Source organism: Pseudoalteromonas simplex, from assembly GCF_015278155.1.
Taxonomy (GTDB): Bacteria; Pseudomonadota; Gammaproteobacteria; order Enterobacterales; family Alteromonadaceae; genus Pseudoalteromonas; species Pseudoalteromonas simplex.
The window spans coordinates 310,211-325,176 of the sequence record NZ_JADILN010000002.1; the positions used below are offsets into that span (position 1 = coordinate 310,211).

The 14,966-nt window shown below is 40.9% G+C and carries 9 protein-coding genes; all 9 read right to left on the reverse strand.

Annotated elements, in window-relative coordinates; genetic code table 11:
• Positions 1-64: 64 nt before the first annotated feature.
• The 9 genes from IRQ78_RS05330 to IRQ78_RS05370 all read right to left on the reverse strand — a co-directional run bounded on the left by IRQ78_RS05330 (position 65) and on the right by IRQ78_RS05370 (position 14,760).
• Positions 65-502 (reverse strand): hypothetical protein, encoded by a 438-nt coding sequence (locus IRQ78_RS05330; protein WP_206769752.1) that lies wholly within the window; start codon positions 500-502, stop codon positions 65-67.
• Positions 503-597: 95 nt separating this feature from the next.
• Positions 598-1,491, reverse strand: coding sequence for a sialate O-acetylesterase (locus IRQ78_RS05335; protein WP_194441548.1), 894 nt, complete (start codon positions 1,489-1,491; stop codon positions 598-600).
• 149 nt (positions 1,492-1,640) lie between these two features.
• Positions 1,641-2,579, reverse strand: coding sequence for an alpha/beta hydrolase (locus IRQ78_RS05340; RefSeq protein WP_194441549.1), 939 nt, complete (start codon positions 2,577-2,579; stop codon positions 1,641-1,643).
• A 60-nt stretch (positions 2,580-2,639) separates the two neighbouring features.
• Entirely contained in the window at positions 2,640-5,039 is a 2,400-nt protein-coding gene (locus IRQ78_RS05345) for a glucan 1,4-alpha-glucosidase (protein WP_194441550.1), read from the reverse strand.
• 12 nt (positions 5,040-5,051) lie between these two features.
• The gene (locus IRQ78_RS05350; RefSeq protein WP_194441551.1) at positions 5,052-6,536 is read right to left on the reverse strand and encodes an MFS transporter; all 1,485 of its coding nucleotides are present in this window, start codon (positions 6,534-6,536) and stop codon (positions 5,052-5,054) included.
• Positions 6,529-8,403 carry an alpha-amylase family glycosyl hydrolase gene (locus tag IRQ78_RS05355; protein WP_407681613.1) on the reverse strand — a complete coding sequence of 625 codons (1,875 nt, stop codon included), beginning with the start codon at positions 8,401-8,403 and terminating at the stop codon, positions 6,529-6,531. The genes IRQ78_RS05350 and IRQ78_RS05355 overlap by 8 nt, the downstream gene beginning before the upstream one ends.
• A gap of 94 nt (positions 8,404-8,497) precedes the next feature.
• Positions 8,498-10,348: a glycoside hydrolase family 13 protein gene (locus IRQ78_RS05360; RefSeq protein WP_194441553.1), complete on the reverse strand. Its 1,851-nt coding sequence runs from the start codon at positions 10,346-10,348 to the stop codon at positions 8,498-8,500.
• 2 nt (positions 10,349-10,350) lie between these two features.
• Positions 10,351-11,847, reverse strand: coding sequence for a tryptophan halogenase family protein (locus tag IRQ78_RS05365; protein WP_166340345.1), 1,497 nt, complete (start codon positions 11,845-11,847; stop codon positions 10,351-10,353).
• Between the two features lie 105 nt (positions 11,848-11,952).
• Positions 11,953-14,760, reverse strand: a complete 2,808-nt coding sequence (locus IRQ78_RS05370; protein WP_194441554.1) for a TonB-dependent receptor — start codon at positions 14,758-14,760, stop codon at positions 11,953-11,955.
• Between the last annotated feature and the right edge of the window lie 206 nt (positions 14,761-14,966).

Here is a 14,966-nt window from a genome sequence, read left to right on the forward strand (position 1 = left end):
CTCCATTTTAAATAATTATAAAAACTCGAATAGACTGCTCTCTGCCCATTCTCTTTATTAAGTATTAATGCTGTTCAGTATCAGCGTATTCTGCTAAACGGCTTTCAACTTGTAAGCGCTCTTGCTCAGTGAGTTCGCTATAAAACTTGGGGTATGGCCAGCCATAACCCCAGCGAAAGCTGGTAGGTAAAAAAGGTGTACCACCCACTCTAACACCAGCAAGCATCAATACCGCAATTTCTTGCTCACCCACTTGTGCAACACACGCTTTTAAATCTATATCAGCTTGCTCACGTTGCTTGAAAGTACCGCCTTGCCAATAAGCGAGATCATGGGCAGTGCAGCAAGCTAACCATAAGTTTTTGTGTTCTATCGTTCCATCAGGAAAAGAGCTGCAACCATCTGTAGTGAAGGGTTTAAGTTCAGCTGCTTCAGCTTTAATTAAGCACACAGGTAAAGCAATGAGAATAAGTATAACAAGAATAAAATTTTGCTGATTCATGGTAAATTCCATTTCAAATTTGGCCCTATTATAAACAAAAAACCGCCGAGGTTAATTCGGCGGTTTAATTATTTAATTAGATATTTAAAAGAAACTTACTTAGCTAATGTTTCGGCTGCTTTCTCTGCAAAAAGGTTACCTAGTTTTATATAGTAATTACTTTTATAGTGCCATTTATCTTCAATGAATTCGACAGGCTCATCAAAGGCAACTAAATGAGCATTAGTATTTGATTTAACGTACTTTTTCTGAGCATCCCATACTCTCTCTATATATGGCATCATGCGTGTTTCAGGTGTTTTACCAGAGTCTTCGATTCTGCCAAGAATGATTGGTAACTCCTTATTGCCAAAAGTCATCTTCATATCATTCATCAGGCTTGTTAAATTAGCTAAATAAACCTTAGATGCTTGTTCATGATAGGCATCGGCCTCACCCTGCATCCAAATGATACCTGCTGGTACTAAAGTATCTGCTACACCATCACCATCTATATCATTGTTCGCTAACGCAGCTCTTACGGTAGTTTGAAAGTTATCCCATTGGTTGATCTTGGTGTTGTCAGCATAGTTCTGCCCCCATGTACCAAAACCAGATGCCCCAAGCGCAATAGATGAGCCACCACGCGCATATTTGATAATGGCTATTTTCTTACCCGTTAGCTCAGATAAGCGTTTACCAAAACTCAATTCAGGGCCAAATCTATCAGATAAAATAATTGAATGCTCTGTCGATCTTGCCCCTGTTCCAAAACCAGGCATTAAATTAGTCCAAACACCTTTGCCACCATTTAATGCATCATCAGCAACAGGGTTACCAAAAAAGAATAAGGTATTTTCAACTGGCTTTTCATACTGTGCAGGTAAGTCTTTATTAAAGCCAAAACCTTCCATATTTGATTGGCCCCCCATAAAGTAAAGCAAATAGTCATCCGCTTTACTTTGCGTGCTTATTGCTAACAAACCACATAAGGCTAGTTTTTTTAACATTATTTTTCCTTTTACCAAAAGCCATGCCCAATAAATATTAGGTATGTAATTAAGTTTTTACTTCATAGTTATAGCTTCGTGCTATAAATACTTTTAATACAGGCATTTAGCCTAGCAGAAGCAGTTCGATTCTTTTAATCAATTAATTATTACAGTGCTTGCGCGTTTACTCTGAACATAAACTCAAGTGGGATTTGTAATCGCTTAGCCCAATCAACTTCTGCATGCGTCGCACCTGGGAAATATTGACTCTGCCATAACGAAGCTGGATAACCGTGTTGCATAAATACATTATCAATTTGTTTTTGAAGATCAGGATACATGGAGTCTAATGTGCCATCTCCATAATCGAAGTAAACTTTTTGTGTTGTTAGTTTGCCAATATTGTCAGAAATATACTGCTTGAAAGCAGTAAATACTTGTTTGTCATAAGTAAAAATCCCTGGCCAATGCGTAGACATACAAATTGCGCCGGCAAACTCATTAGGATATTGAAGTAGTGTATACCAAGAAATAAGCCCTCCCATGCTTGATCCTGCGATATACCGATGTTCAAAACCTTTATTTACTGAATAGTTATTCTCAATAAAGGGAATGACTTCTTCAACAACAAAGCGAGCATAGTTGTCTGAATAAACCTTAGAGTAAAACAGCTTTTGCCCTGGATACCTCTCTAACTCATATAAATTTGCTTGTTTTTGCTTTGCTAAACTTTCAAATACTTTTTGCGGAAAATACTCGCTATGACGATTTTCTACCGCATTTGGAATGCCAACAACAATAAATGGCTTAACTTTACCGCTTTGAATTAACTTCGCTGCAACTTCATCAACTTGCCATTCTTGTTTATTCCATGTTGTTTTGGCATCAAACAACATTCGACCATCATGCATATATAAAACATCATACTTACGTGTGTTGCTATAACCTGGTGGTAACCAGATATTTAAAAAACGGCTCTCAACATACTTTGAACTAAAGTTTTTCTTAACATCAAGATGCCCTTCTGACACCTCAGGGATTATCACATTTGCAAAAGTGACACCTGAAAATAGCATCAAGGTTAAACAAATAAATTTCTTAAACATAATGTCTACTCAAATTTAAACTAAAAAGCCGCAAATGAATTGCGGCTTATTAATAAGGTATTACTTGAGGGCTTTTTCAACCACTGGGTAATGATCCCATACATGTTTATCACTCACTGAACGGAGTAACTTGATATATTCTGCATGAGTCCAAGCAAGTGGTGTCGCTGAGTTTGTCCCCTCACCTAACTGATAGCCTGCTTTATTATTGCCAACACCATCCCAAACTTGCTCAGGTAGCATCATGCCTTCATTGGCAAATGCTTCCATACCTTTTACATAGGTGTCTTTAATCGCTTGTTGCTTCATCGCATCAAGGCTATTAGTTGCGTTTGCCGCAGCGATTTCATAGTGACCACGTTCACCTGTGAAAAACGGCCATACACGACCACGTTGACCAGGGGTGTTGTTACCACCTTCGGCATAGTTGTTACCTGTCACTTCATCTTCACCGTAACCATCGTTACCATAGCGACGGTAACCAGGGAATGACCCTGAGCCATCAGCAAAATTAAAGGTGTAACGCACTTGCAAATTATCGACTAAGGTTTCGTCATCGTATTCTGGTAATGTTTTTACAATGCTTGGCGCAAGTGCATCACGAACACCGTAACGTACAAGCTCTAAGAAACCACCATCAAGGATTTGCTTTTTATCAAAGCCTTCACGCCCGTTATTAGCATTAAGTGTGGTTGATGAGTTTGGATCTTTGTCTTGACCAATACGAATGAAATATTCACCATCGCTATTTTCAGACTTAAGGTTACCTTGAGTCGTAAACATGGTGCTTTCAATTTCACTGTTGTAGCTTTTAGCCGTTGCTAGGTAACGCTCTGCATTTTTAGTGTCCCCTGCTTTTTTAGCAATATCAGCAGCTGTCACTAGGCCTGCAACAACCGCAGCCGTTGTTGATGGTGAAAAACCATTTTGTTCTTCCCAACGCTCTTGTTGTGTTGCTGGCGGTGTAATTTGCGTGTCGTTCCAAAGAATTTTCGCAAGACCACCATCAACCAAGAAGTCAGCAGCTGGCTTTAACATTTTGCCATACCAATCTGTCAGCTCTTGATCGCTAAGTACGCCAGCTTGGTGTAGTTTCCACGCTAACATTATCGGCATTGCTGTTTGGTCAAGCTGAACACCTACCCACTCAAGCTCACCATCAACATGCGTCTTTTGTAAGAACCAACCCGTGTCACCACCATTGCCTGGTGTGTTATCTGTTACTTGTACTTTTTCTAGATATTCAAACGCCGTTTTTGCGGTACGTGTATCACCCATGGCCATAAATGCCATTGCTACTTGATAGAAATCACGTACCCAAACCGCTTTATAACCGGTAGAACCTGTTTTGGCTGATACTGTTTCACCCCAAGGGTTAGACAGTGACGCAATTAAAGCACCAGCATGAGTTTTATCTTCTTGCGCTTTTAACACCATGGCGCTGGTATAAAGCAACTTACCATTATCTGCGGTGCTGTTAGTTAATGTGCTCAAAGGTTCAAGGCTTGCTAAGTAGTCTTGCCAACCAATTGCAACACCTTCACCGTTATATGCAGCAAGCACTTTTTGGTAGCCTTGATTTAAACTTGCTTGACCTTCTTTTAAGCTTGCAGTTTCAGAGTTACCAAAGCTTAAAGCTAAATCAAAGGTGGTGTTTTTTGATACTTCACCAAGCTCTGCAAGTAAGCTTACATTACCCGACTTATCACCGGTATTTTGGTAAGTCGTTGATAATGATTGCGATGCTTTTAACTCTTTTAAGCCATCACTTACTCCCGTGAAGCCAACGCTTGCTTGCTTAAATGGTTGAGCGGCTTGTAAAGATAAAAAGTTATCATCTTGCCACGCAACTAGCCCCTTATCAGTTACTTTTGCAAAATCGTTTAAACCGTTGTTATCAATGTAAGGGTTCACATTAACGTAGGCTTTCACACCTTCAAGGTCGGTATTAAATACGCTACGAACAAACAATGTTTGGCCGTTTGGATCTGTAAAAATATGTTTTTCTAAAGTGAAACGACCTTGTTTATCTTTACTAACGACTTTATAAGCAAGCGATAATGGGCGACCAGCGTCGTCTTTGTATAAATAATCAATGCTTACATCGAGATCATCGTTCTCTGTAACGGTAAAGTCTTTACCGACTACAACAAATTGCATATCTTTGATTTGTGCTTGGTGAATTAAACCAAACATGGTTTCGGTGATCATGCCTTTCGCGATTGAAAACCAAACTTTTGATACTTTGCCAGTAGCAGCTGCGTCGCTATAGTGGCCGTCTTGGTATTGCTCGTAAGAGGTACCAATACCCGTTTTACCAGAGTATGCCCAAAAAGGCTCAACACCCGGTGCTCCTGGTGCAGACACCTGCTCAACTGCTGTATTAGCTGATTGTTCTGAACTACAAGCTGTTAAACCTAACGCTAACAAGCTTGCTGTAATGAGATTAAATTTTTTCATGGTGTGTCCTTATTATTGTTGCTTAACGCGCAGTACAGCGACCGCTGCTAGTACGAATGACACTGCACCTAGCACTAACGCATAAATCGGTTGATTATCAAAAAAGTGACGTAAAATTAGGCCTAATACGCTTGCCGCTAAAAGCTGCGGAATAACAATAAAGAAGTTAAAAATACCCATGTACACACCCATTTTTTTACTTGGTACTGAGGTACTTAACATTGCGTATGGTAAAGATAGAATTGACGCCCAAGCAAACCCTACTCCAATCATTGGCCAGATCAGTAAACTTGGATCTTTGATAATAATGAAGCTGACCAGACCCAATGCACCTAGCACTAGGTTGATAGCGTGAGCCACTTTTAGCCCTACTTTTTTAACGATAACCGGAATACACAGTGCTGCAATGGCAGCAAAACCATTGTAAGCGGCAAATAATACACCAACCCAATCCGCACCGTTATTGTAAGCAAGAGAGCTTGTATCACTGCTGCCGTAGTGGAAACTGGTTACTGCCGATGTGGTGTAAATCCACATTGCAAACAATGAGAACCAGCTAAAAAATTGTACCCAAGCCAATTGTTTCATCGTTTCTGGCATAGTGAATACATCATTCACAACTTGATAAAAGCCACCACTGGTTGCGTTTTTAGCCTTTAAAGCACCAGCAATAAATTGAATAACACCAAAGCTAATCAAACCACCAGCGAGTAAATAAAGCTCTTTTTCAAGCGATAGACCCGTTACAATACCAAGTACTACTAGACCAAGAACCGTAAAGATTGCAGCGCCTTTGTTAAAGTTTACATCACTTTGAACATCACTCGAGTCATCGCTTTGCTCTTGTTCATGAAAGCTTTCAAGTTCTTCTGGTGAATATTCTTTAGTAGTAAAGACAGTCCAAAACACAGCAACTAATAAAACTACTGCACCAAAGTAAAACGAAAATTTTACAGAATCTGGAATTTGCCCAGCAGGTGCCGTATTAGCAATATCGAACCAGTTAGTCATCATCCAAGGTAATGCTGACGCAACAACCGCACCAACACCAATGAAGAAGCTTTGCATCGCATAACCAGTTGCACGTTGTTTTTTCGGTAGGTTATCACTTACAAGAGCACGGAATGGCTCCATAGTCACGTTAATTGACGCATCCATGATCCATAACATACCCGCCGCAATCCAAAGGCTTGGTGAGTTAGGCATGATGAATAACGATAACGTCGTTAAAATAGCCCCATAGAAAAAGAACGGACGACGACGACCTAACTTATTCCAAGTTTTATCGCTCCAGTAACCGATGATCGGTTGTACAATTAGACCTGTTAATGGAGCTGCAACCCAAAGGATTGGAATATCATCAACATTGGCACCTAAAGTTTGAAAAATACGGCTTACATTACCGTTTTGTAATGCGAAGCCAAATTGGATACCAAGGAATCCAAAACACATATTCCATATTTGCCAAAAGCTCAGCGTTGGTTTGTTATTATTCATAGTCAGCCTTTAAGGTAAATACTGCACTGCTTAAGCCATTCAGCTGTAGTTGAATTGGCGCATTCGTAGCTGCCTCAGAAATCACAATGTCGGCATGATTTTCTAGGTTATCAATTAACGTTAAGCCACTGTGATTAAGCTTAGGTAACAACGTTTGGTTAAGAGTAAGCTCAACATTTTGTGGGTTTTCTGAAAAGTTACTTACTACAAGCACTAGTTGTTGACCTAGCTTGCGCGTAAAAGCAATGACTTGTTCTGAGCCTGTCAATTCAACCGCTTGCATGTCACCACCAACAATGGCAGGCAGTGTGTTTAACGACATTAACTTGGTGTAGTAAGCGCGAAGATCAGCTTGCTGCTTTGAAAGCGCACCGCCATCGAATTTACCATTATTCATCCATGCTTGATGCGCAGGTACACCCATATAATCGAAAATGCTGGTACGCGTTGGGTCGCCAAAACCGCCGTCCTCAGAGCCATCTTCACCGACAGCTTGACCAAAATAAAGTAATGTTGGCGAGCGCGACATCAATGTAGATACCACCATCGCTGGCTTACCTTTTTCACTACTACCAGCGAAATCTGGGCTAGCAATACGTTGCTCATCATGGTTTTCTAAGAAGTGCAGCATATGCTCTTCAATATCCGCCACTTGGCTTTGGATATCGAAAATAGTATCCGCTGATTGCTTGCCTTGCATCACAGCTTTAACCGTGTCGTAAAAACCGACTTTGTCGTAAAGGTAATCCATCTTACCTTGTTGGATATATGGGCGGTAAAGCGTTGGGTTATATACCTCAGCCAAAATAAAGGCATCGCTTTTTTGCATCTTGATTGATGAATTTAAAAAGCTCCAAAACTCAACAGGCACCATCTCGGCCATATCATAACGGAAACCATCAACACCTTTATCTAACCAATAAAGCGCGATATCGCGGAATTTATACCAGCTATTTGGTAGGTCTTTATCTTGCCAAAATGCGTAGTGCGCACGGTAATCTTTATCAGCGTAATCATCCGGTAGCGTCGGGAAGTCGTAGCTACCATCTGGTTTCACACCGTAATTGATTTTAACTGTTTCGTACCAATCATTGATGTCGGGTTTAGCGGCACGGGCCCCATTACCCGTCCATTTTGCTGGGGTTTCGGCAAATTGATTATCAGCAAGAGGATGCGGGTTACCACCTAACACTTGGTAGCTATCGCTTGTTGGCACTTGAAATGACTGCCCTGTTACATAATAAAAGTTATTATCGCGAGCATAGGTTTTCGTCGTGTCATCTTCAGCACCAAAATCCTTTACGCCTTCAGGCTTAGCAACCGACTCATAGTTACGCGCTACGTGGTTTGGCACAATATCAATAACCACTTTCATACCCTGCTTATGAGTGCGATTGATTAGCTCGACAAACTCTTCTAAGCGGCGCTCAGGGTTAATTGCTAAATCAGGATTAACATCGTAATAGTCTTTCACTGCATAAGGCGAGCCTGCACGGCCTTTTACAACATCAGGGTCATCTTGAGACAAACCGTATTCGGTATAGTCAGTTACTAAAGCATGACGCGGTACACCAGTGTACCAAACATGTGTTGTTCCTAGCTCTTTAATGCCTTGTAATGCTGCATCATTAAAATCAGCGAATTTACCTACCCCATTTTCTTCTAATGTGCCCCACGGTTTATTGGTGGTGTTAGTGTTACCAAATAATCGAGTGAATACTTGGTAAACCACAGGCTTAGAGATAGCTGCTTGGCTAGATTCTGATTGCTGCTGTTGCGTGTTCTGCTGTACTGGCGCATCGTTACCACAGGCAGTTAAACCTAAAACCGAAGCCACTACTAACGCAGTTAGTTTGTATGTTGTCATCATTACTTCATTTTTCTGTAAATATCAGTTCATACTAATGTTAAGGGCTGCATACGGACAGTAAATGCATACGTATTCAGCCTATTAGTTGCAATTATTCAAGTTCGATTAAGCGTGCTTGCATAGCTTTTAAGCGGATTGGCGCAGCAAGATCAACACGCTCTTCGCTGATTAAATCGCGTCCTTTATTATTGCCTTTCAGCACTTCTTGCATGTAGCTTAAATCCCAATCAATAGCTTGTTGGTTTTTGTTAAGAACAACCAATACAGTTTGGCCATTGTGCTCTCTCACATAGCTGTAAACGCCTTGCTTGGGTGAAAAATGCATTAAACGACCTTCGCTTAACGCTGGTTTTTCTTGACGAAGCTTAAGCAGTTTTTTCATGCTAGCTAACATCTCTTGCTGATCAGCTGAAAGCCCCTTACCTGTGAAGGCATTCGCTTTTTGACCTTTAAACCCACCCGGGAAATCAATGCGAATATCACCGTGGTCATTACTAGGTGTGTTATCGAGCAGCAGCTCAGTACCGTAATAGATTTGTGGAATACCACGAGTTGTTAACAGCAGCGTCATGGCTAATTTAGTTTTTGCTAGGTCTTGACCCAGCTCAGTGTAAACACGGCTCATGTCATGGTTATCTGCAAACACTAAAATGTTATCTGTATCAGCATACAAAAAGTCATTCGCCAGCGATTGATACACTTTAACCCAACCTGTATTCCAGCTTTCTTCTTCGTTAAGTGCTTGGATCAACGCCTCTTGTAATGAAAAGTCCATTACACTTGGTAACTCAGAGGTATAACCATCTTGATTGACTTTGCCACGCTGCCAATAAGATGCAATTGCTGGGTTGGTTGTCCACTCTTCACCAACAATATTAAAGTTTGGGTATTCGGTCATTATCGCTTTAGTCCAATCGGCTAAAAATGCTTTATCTGAGTATGAATAGGTATCAACACGAATGCCGCTTAAGTTGGCGTATTCAATCCACCAAATGGCATTTTGAATTAAATACGTTGATAGTAACGGCTGGCGCTGATTTAAATCAGGCATCGTCTCAACAAACCAACCATCATTAAATTGACGTTTGTCGTATTGGCTCGCATGAGGGTCTTGAATTGTTTGTCTGGCGTGACTAGTGGCATTTTTACCGTTTTCAAACTTGCCATCAAAGTTAACCCAATCTGCCGTTGGCATGTCACTCATCCACTGATGCGATGAACCAAAGTGGTTAAGTACCATGTCCATCACTAAGCCGATACCATGCTCTTTCGCTTCTGCCGATAAGGTTTTATAAAGCGCATTACTGCCCATACGCGGATCAACTTTGTAAAAATCAGTAATAGCATAACCATGATAAGAATAACTTGGCATGTCATTTTCAAGCACCGGTGTTAACCAAAGTTGCGTTACACCGAGGTCCTCAAGGTAATCTAGGCTATTGATAACACCTTGAATATCACCGCCATGTCGGCCACCTTTAAAGCTTGGGTTTGCAGCCTCCTGCATACCTGCAACACTATCGTTACTTGGGTCACCATTTACAAAGCGATCAGGGTTTATTAAATAAAGCGTGTCTCTATTTGTAAAGCCATGACGATTGGCACTTTGCTTATCACGGTCATTTAATGGGTAAGTAAAGGTGGTGCCGTCTTCAGCTTTAAAAGTCAGTGTTCCCGCCTTTGCATTATCGCTGATGGTTAAATCTAAAAACGCGTAGTTAGGGTTATTTGTTGTTGTCACCCCTTTAAACTCAACGCCTTTGTAAGGCACCATTTGCCACGCTTTGTTAGCAATATTGTTATCGTAAAGCATGACTTGTAATGAGTCGTTTTGCATCCCTACCCACCAGTTTTCTGGTGACGCAGTAATTGCAAAACTTGCTGTTGAGTTAAAAAGTGTAAATGCGGTTGTTAACGCTAAAAATGTTTGTGTTTTTTTCATAATTAATTTTGTACTTTTTCTAAGAATTGATTGTGGGTCGGCAACTGCTCGACAGTGCTATTAATCAAGGTTTTTAAATTGCTAAATAACTCATTTAATTGCTCATCAGATAACGCATCTGTTAAAGGATGGTGATCCTCTGCAATAAGCCCTTGCCCTATCATCACTTGCTGCCATGCGATTTCGGCAAAGAGCTCATCGTCTTCTCTAATTAGCTTGCCGCTGGTTTTAAATAGCTCAATTTTCTTTCTGAGACTGCATGGAATATCCATGCCTTTACAAAAACGCCAAAACGCACTGTCATCACGCTCAGTAAGCTTGTAATGAAGAATAATAAAATCACGAATTCGCTCAAATTCTGTTTTACTTTGTTGATTAAATTCATCTACAAGGCTTTGTTTAATACCTTGATGAGGAAAAAACTTAATTAAACGAATGGCTGCACTTTGAATTAAATGAATACTGGTCGATTCTAATGGCTCTAAAAAGCCGCTTGATAAGCCGACCGATACCACATTTTTATGCCACTGCTTTAAACGGCGGCCTGTTTTAAACTTAATAACACGCGGCTCTGTCAGTGGTTTGGCAGGTAAATTATCCAAGAGCTGTTGTTTTGCCGCTTCGTCTGATAAGAAACGAGAAGAATACACAAGCCCGTTGCCTACTCGATGCTGTAATGGTATTTGCCACTGCCAGCCTGAGTCTCTTGCAATTGAACGTGTATAAGGAATTGCATCCGAAGCTGATTCACTTTGCACCGCAATCGCGCTATCACACGGTAACCAATGCGACCAATCTTCAAAGCCGGTATTAAGTGTTTGCTCTATTAATAAAGCACGCAAACCGGTGCAATCAATAAATAAGTCGCCATCAATTTGCTCGCCATTTTTAAGTAACAAAGAACGAACATGCCCGCTTTGATGGCATTGATTAACCGATTCAATTTTGCCTTCAATGCGTTTAACGCCCCGTGATTGCGCCAACTCTTTTAAGAATTCGCCGTATCGAGTGGCATCAAAATGATAGGCATAATGTAAGCCCGCCAACTGAGTGTTAGGAATGTGCTTAAGGTGAGCAAATTTATGCGCTTTTGCTGCTTGGTAGTTAAGTGAAAAATCCCAAAAGTCAGGCGCGTTTTGTGTTTGATTTGCTTTTAGCCAAAAATGATAAAACTCACAAAACGGAAAATCTTTACCTATCTCACCAAAGGCATGCATATAGCTGTGGCCTTGGCTGCGCCAATTTTCAAACTCAATACCAAGCTTAATCGTGGCACCAGTAGCCTTAATAAATTCTTTTTCAGAAATGCCTAGCGCACCATTTAGATGCAAAATAGGTGGGATGCTTGCTTCGCCTACACCAACAGTGCCAATCTCTGCTGACTCTACCAGCGTGATATCAATTACTTTGCCCAGTACTTTATTAAGTAATGCAGCGGTTATCCACCCTGCTGTGCCACCACCGGCAATCACGACCTTGGTTATTTTTTTTGTTTCCATAGTACACCTAACGCCAATTTCTATTCATTGAGTGTAGCTCACTGATATAAAAAAGCCCTTGTAAAACAAATCACAAGGGCAATTTTCTATCGCTGTTTTAGCTAATTACAGCTTGTAGCTGAAGCCTAACAGGAATGTACGACCGTAGTCTTGGTAGTCACGTACTTGAAGTGAGTTATCACCTGATAAAGTTGTGAACGGCTCTTCTGTGATATTCTGAACTTGGAAAGTGACAGATAAACCGTCAAGGCTTTCTACACCACCTTCGCTAAAGTCGTAACCAACTTGAGCATCCCAAATTGTTTCGCCTTCGATATCAACCTGAGTCGCAGCAAGACCAAGTCCATTAATATTACCTTTAAAGTCGCTACGTTTACGCATGCTTGTACGCGCTTGGAAACCGTTACGCTCAAAGTAAACTGTTAAGCTATCAATTTGTTCTGATAAACCTGGTAGCTCAAACTCATTACCATTTTGGTCTGTAATATCTTGCTCAACACCTGTATGACTAGCGATTAAACCAAAACCTTCCAGTGATTCACTAAAGATAGAGAATGGTAATGCAAGTGATAACTCATAGCCCCACAGATCACCGCCACCACCATTGACTTTACCAGAGCCCGTGCCTGTTGAAGTTGCTGGGATTTCACCAGTTGATGGGTCGGCCACACCGCTCATGTCGATTTCATAAGTTCCGTCAAAGATCCACTGCTTAATGTCCTTATAGAAAAATGCAGCAGCAAAATAACCTTCTTCATGGAAGTAATTTTCGTAGCTTAAATCAAAACCAACTGCTTCTTTTGGTTCTAGCGTAGGATTACCACCCGATACACTCCAGTAGTTACCATTCTCATCTGGAACTTGCCCATAACTAGCACTTAAAGATGCATTCATTTCATCTAATCGAGCTCGTGAAATCGTTTTCGCAGCACCAAAACGTACTGTTTGTTCTTCATCAATGGCAAACGATAAGTTCAGGCTAGGTAAGAAGTGGCTATAATCATGGCTGATGTCTGTTGGCGATACGACAACCTCGCCTGTAGCGCCACTTGACGCAAATCCTTGAGATGACTGTTCTGTTCTTACATAACGCACACCAACGTTACCTGTTACAGGGATAGAGCCTAGCTCTGCATTAATGTCAGCTTGAGCAAAGAATGCTGTCACTTCTTCCTGAACTGTCCAAGACTGTGTCTTGTGTTTTTCATCATTTAAACTTTCTTGGAAAAGGTCGTAGTAACCATCTTTGATCAGCGCGTTAGTGTCATAGGCGATCATATCACCCATACCAATGAAATCTAGGCTAGCCGTTCCTAAACGATATTGCTCAGGTACAACCATCATCCCTGGGTTATCAAGTGAGAAACCAGCAAGTGTCATAAAGTAACCTTCAGAAAATTTAGTTTTCTCACGGTCACGATAAGACATACCAAATGACACTCGACTGATGTAAGCGTTATCAAGCACTTTGCTAGCCGCAAGTTTCAATGTGCTTAATTCATCATTAATTTCAGGTGCATTAATAAAACCGTCTTGTGCTTGGTCTTTGTAGCCAGAAATATCATCTCCAATTTCATTTACTAAACCATACTTTAAATTAAGCGGAAGACTTGCACCCCAAGATAATGGGCCGCCAAGCTGGATTAAATCATAATCGCTGTAATCAAGGTTGTGACTGAATTGTGCACCTGTATTACCGCCATCAAGTTCATAGCCAAGATTATCTGCAACACCTCTATCGTTACCACGACCTGTGCCAGAATAGCTTTCAACACTCCATAATTTACGCTCAACCTCAGAACGACTTGCGTCAAATTCAATAGACCAGTCATCGTTGATATCGTACTTTGCGTTAAAGCCAAACTGAGTTAAATCTGCATCACGCTCTTGGTAATCATTACGAACAACAACACGTTGGCCTTCTGTTACTGCACTTGTGATAAAACCACTTTCAGCATCAACAACGACTGAACTTGGGTCAATTGAACCTTGACCCCATGCAAATGGTATTTCAATGCCACGTAAGATTTGTTTATCTGTAAAGTCAATATACAGCGCATCAAATGTCATATTCAAACGGTCGTTTGGCGATGCCTCAACAACTAGCATTGCTGAGTCACGCTCCAAAGTAGATGAACGAACATACGGTTTTGCACCGCCTAAAATTGAGTACGTATTACCGTCATCAGCAGTAAACTCTGGGTAGCCCCATGCGTTCCAACGTTTCTCTTGGTTTGGAGAACTCATCGTGTTGTATGCAAAAGCAACACCGATGGTGTCATCAGCAAATTGATCAATGTACGAAACCGTGCCGCGAAACCCTTTATCGTCACCGTCTGGGTTTAATTTATCAAAACCCGTTTGCTCGTATTGGCCGTTAAACATGATAACTTGTTCACCTTTACTTAAAGGCTTAATTGTTTGCATGTCGATAACGCCTGCAATGCCTTCTGCTTCGATGCTTGCGCTTGGGGTTTTGTATACCGTTACACCGCTCATAATTTCTGATGGGTAAAGGTCAAATTCAACGCCACGGTTGTCGCCGATTGAAACTTGCTCACGACCGTTGAATGTTGTTGCACTTTCGTCTTCACTGAAACCACGAACGCTAACACGACTAGCGCGACCGTCTAGACGTTGTGCTGTTAAACCAGGAAGGCGTGCAATTGATTCTGCAATTGATGAATCAGGTAATTTACCGATATCTTCAGCTGAGATTGATTCAACAACTTCAGGAGTGAAGCGTTTAGTATTAATAGATTCTACAACACTGCCACGAAAACCTTTTACTTCGATAACTTCAACGTTGTCGTTTTTTGTTTTTTGGTCTTCTTCTGCAGCATACACTACAAAGCTATTTAAACCTGCGGCTGTTAAAGCCAGAGTTAATATACTTGGTTTGAACATAGACATGATGTTTTCCCATTACCCAAATTGTAATGTCAACGTGTTGCAGTTATTCATGAACATAATAGCTGTTATTCGCTGACTGATTTTGTTGTCGAATTGAATATTAACGCCCTGGTTATTTTCTTAACAAATTTATGCATACGTATTCAGCGTAGCTCATCATTACAAATATTAACACCATCTTTACAAACACACCCCATAACCGATTG

Bases quoted from the DNA above. Each gene is read 5' to 3' on its own strand.
- IRQ78_RS05330 (WP_206769752.1), bottom strand. From the start codon at position 502: ATGAATCAGCAAAATTTTATTCTTGTTATACTTATTCTCATTGCTTTA.
- IRQ78_RS05335 (WP_194441548.1), bottom strand. From the start codon at position 1,491: ATGTTAAAAAAACTAGCCTTATGTGGTTTGTTAGCAATAAGCACGCAA.
- IRQ78_RS05340 (WP_194441549.1), bottom strand. From the start codon at position 2,579: ATGTTTAAGAAATTTATTTGTTTAACCTTGATGCTATTTTCAGGTGTC.
- IRQ78_RS05345 (WP_194441550.1), bottom strand. From the start codon at position 5,039: ATGAAAAAATTTAATCTCATTACAGCAAGCTTGTTAGCGTTAGGTTTA.
- IRQ78_RS05350 (WP_194441551.1), bottom strand. From the start codon at position 6,536: ATGAATAATAACAAACCAACGCTGAGCTTTTGGCAAATATGGAATATG.
- IRQ78_RS05355 (WP_407681613.1), bottom strand. From the start codon at position 8,403: ATGACAACATACAAACTAACTGCGTTAGTAGTGGCTTCGGTTTTAGGT.
- IRQ78_RS05360 (WP_194441553.1), bottom strand. From the start codon at position 10,348: ATGAAAAAAACACAAACATTTTTAGCGTTAACAACCGCATTTACACTT.
- IRQ78_RS05365 (WP_166340345.1), bottom strand. From the start codon at position 11,847: ATGGAAACAAAAAAAATAACCAAGGTCGTGATTGCCGGTGGTGGCACA.
- IRQ78_RS05370 (WP_194441554.1), bottom strand. From the start codon at position 14,760: ATGTCTATGTTCAAACCAAGTATATTAACTCTGGCTTTAACAGCCGCA.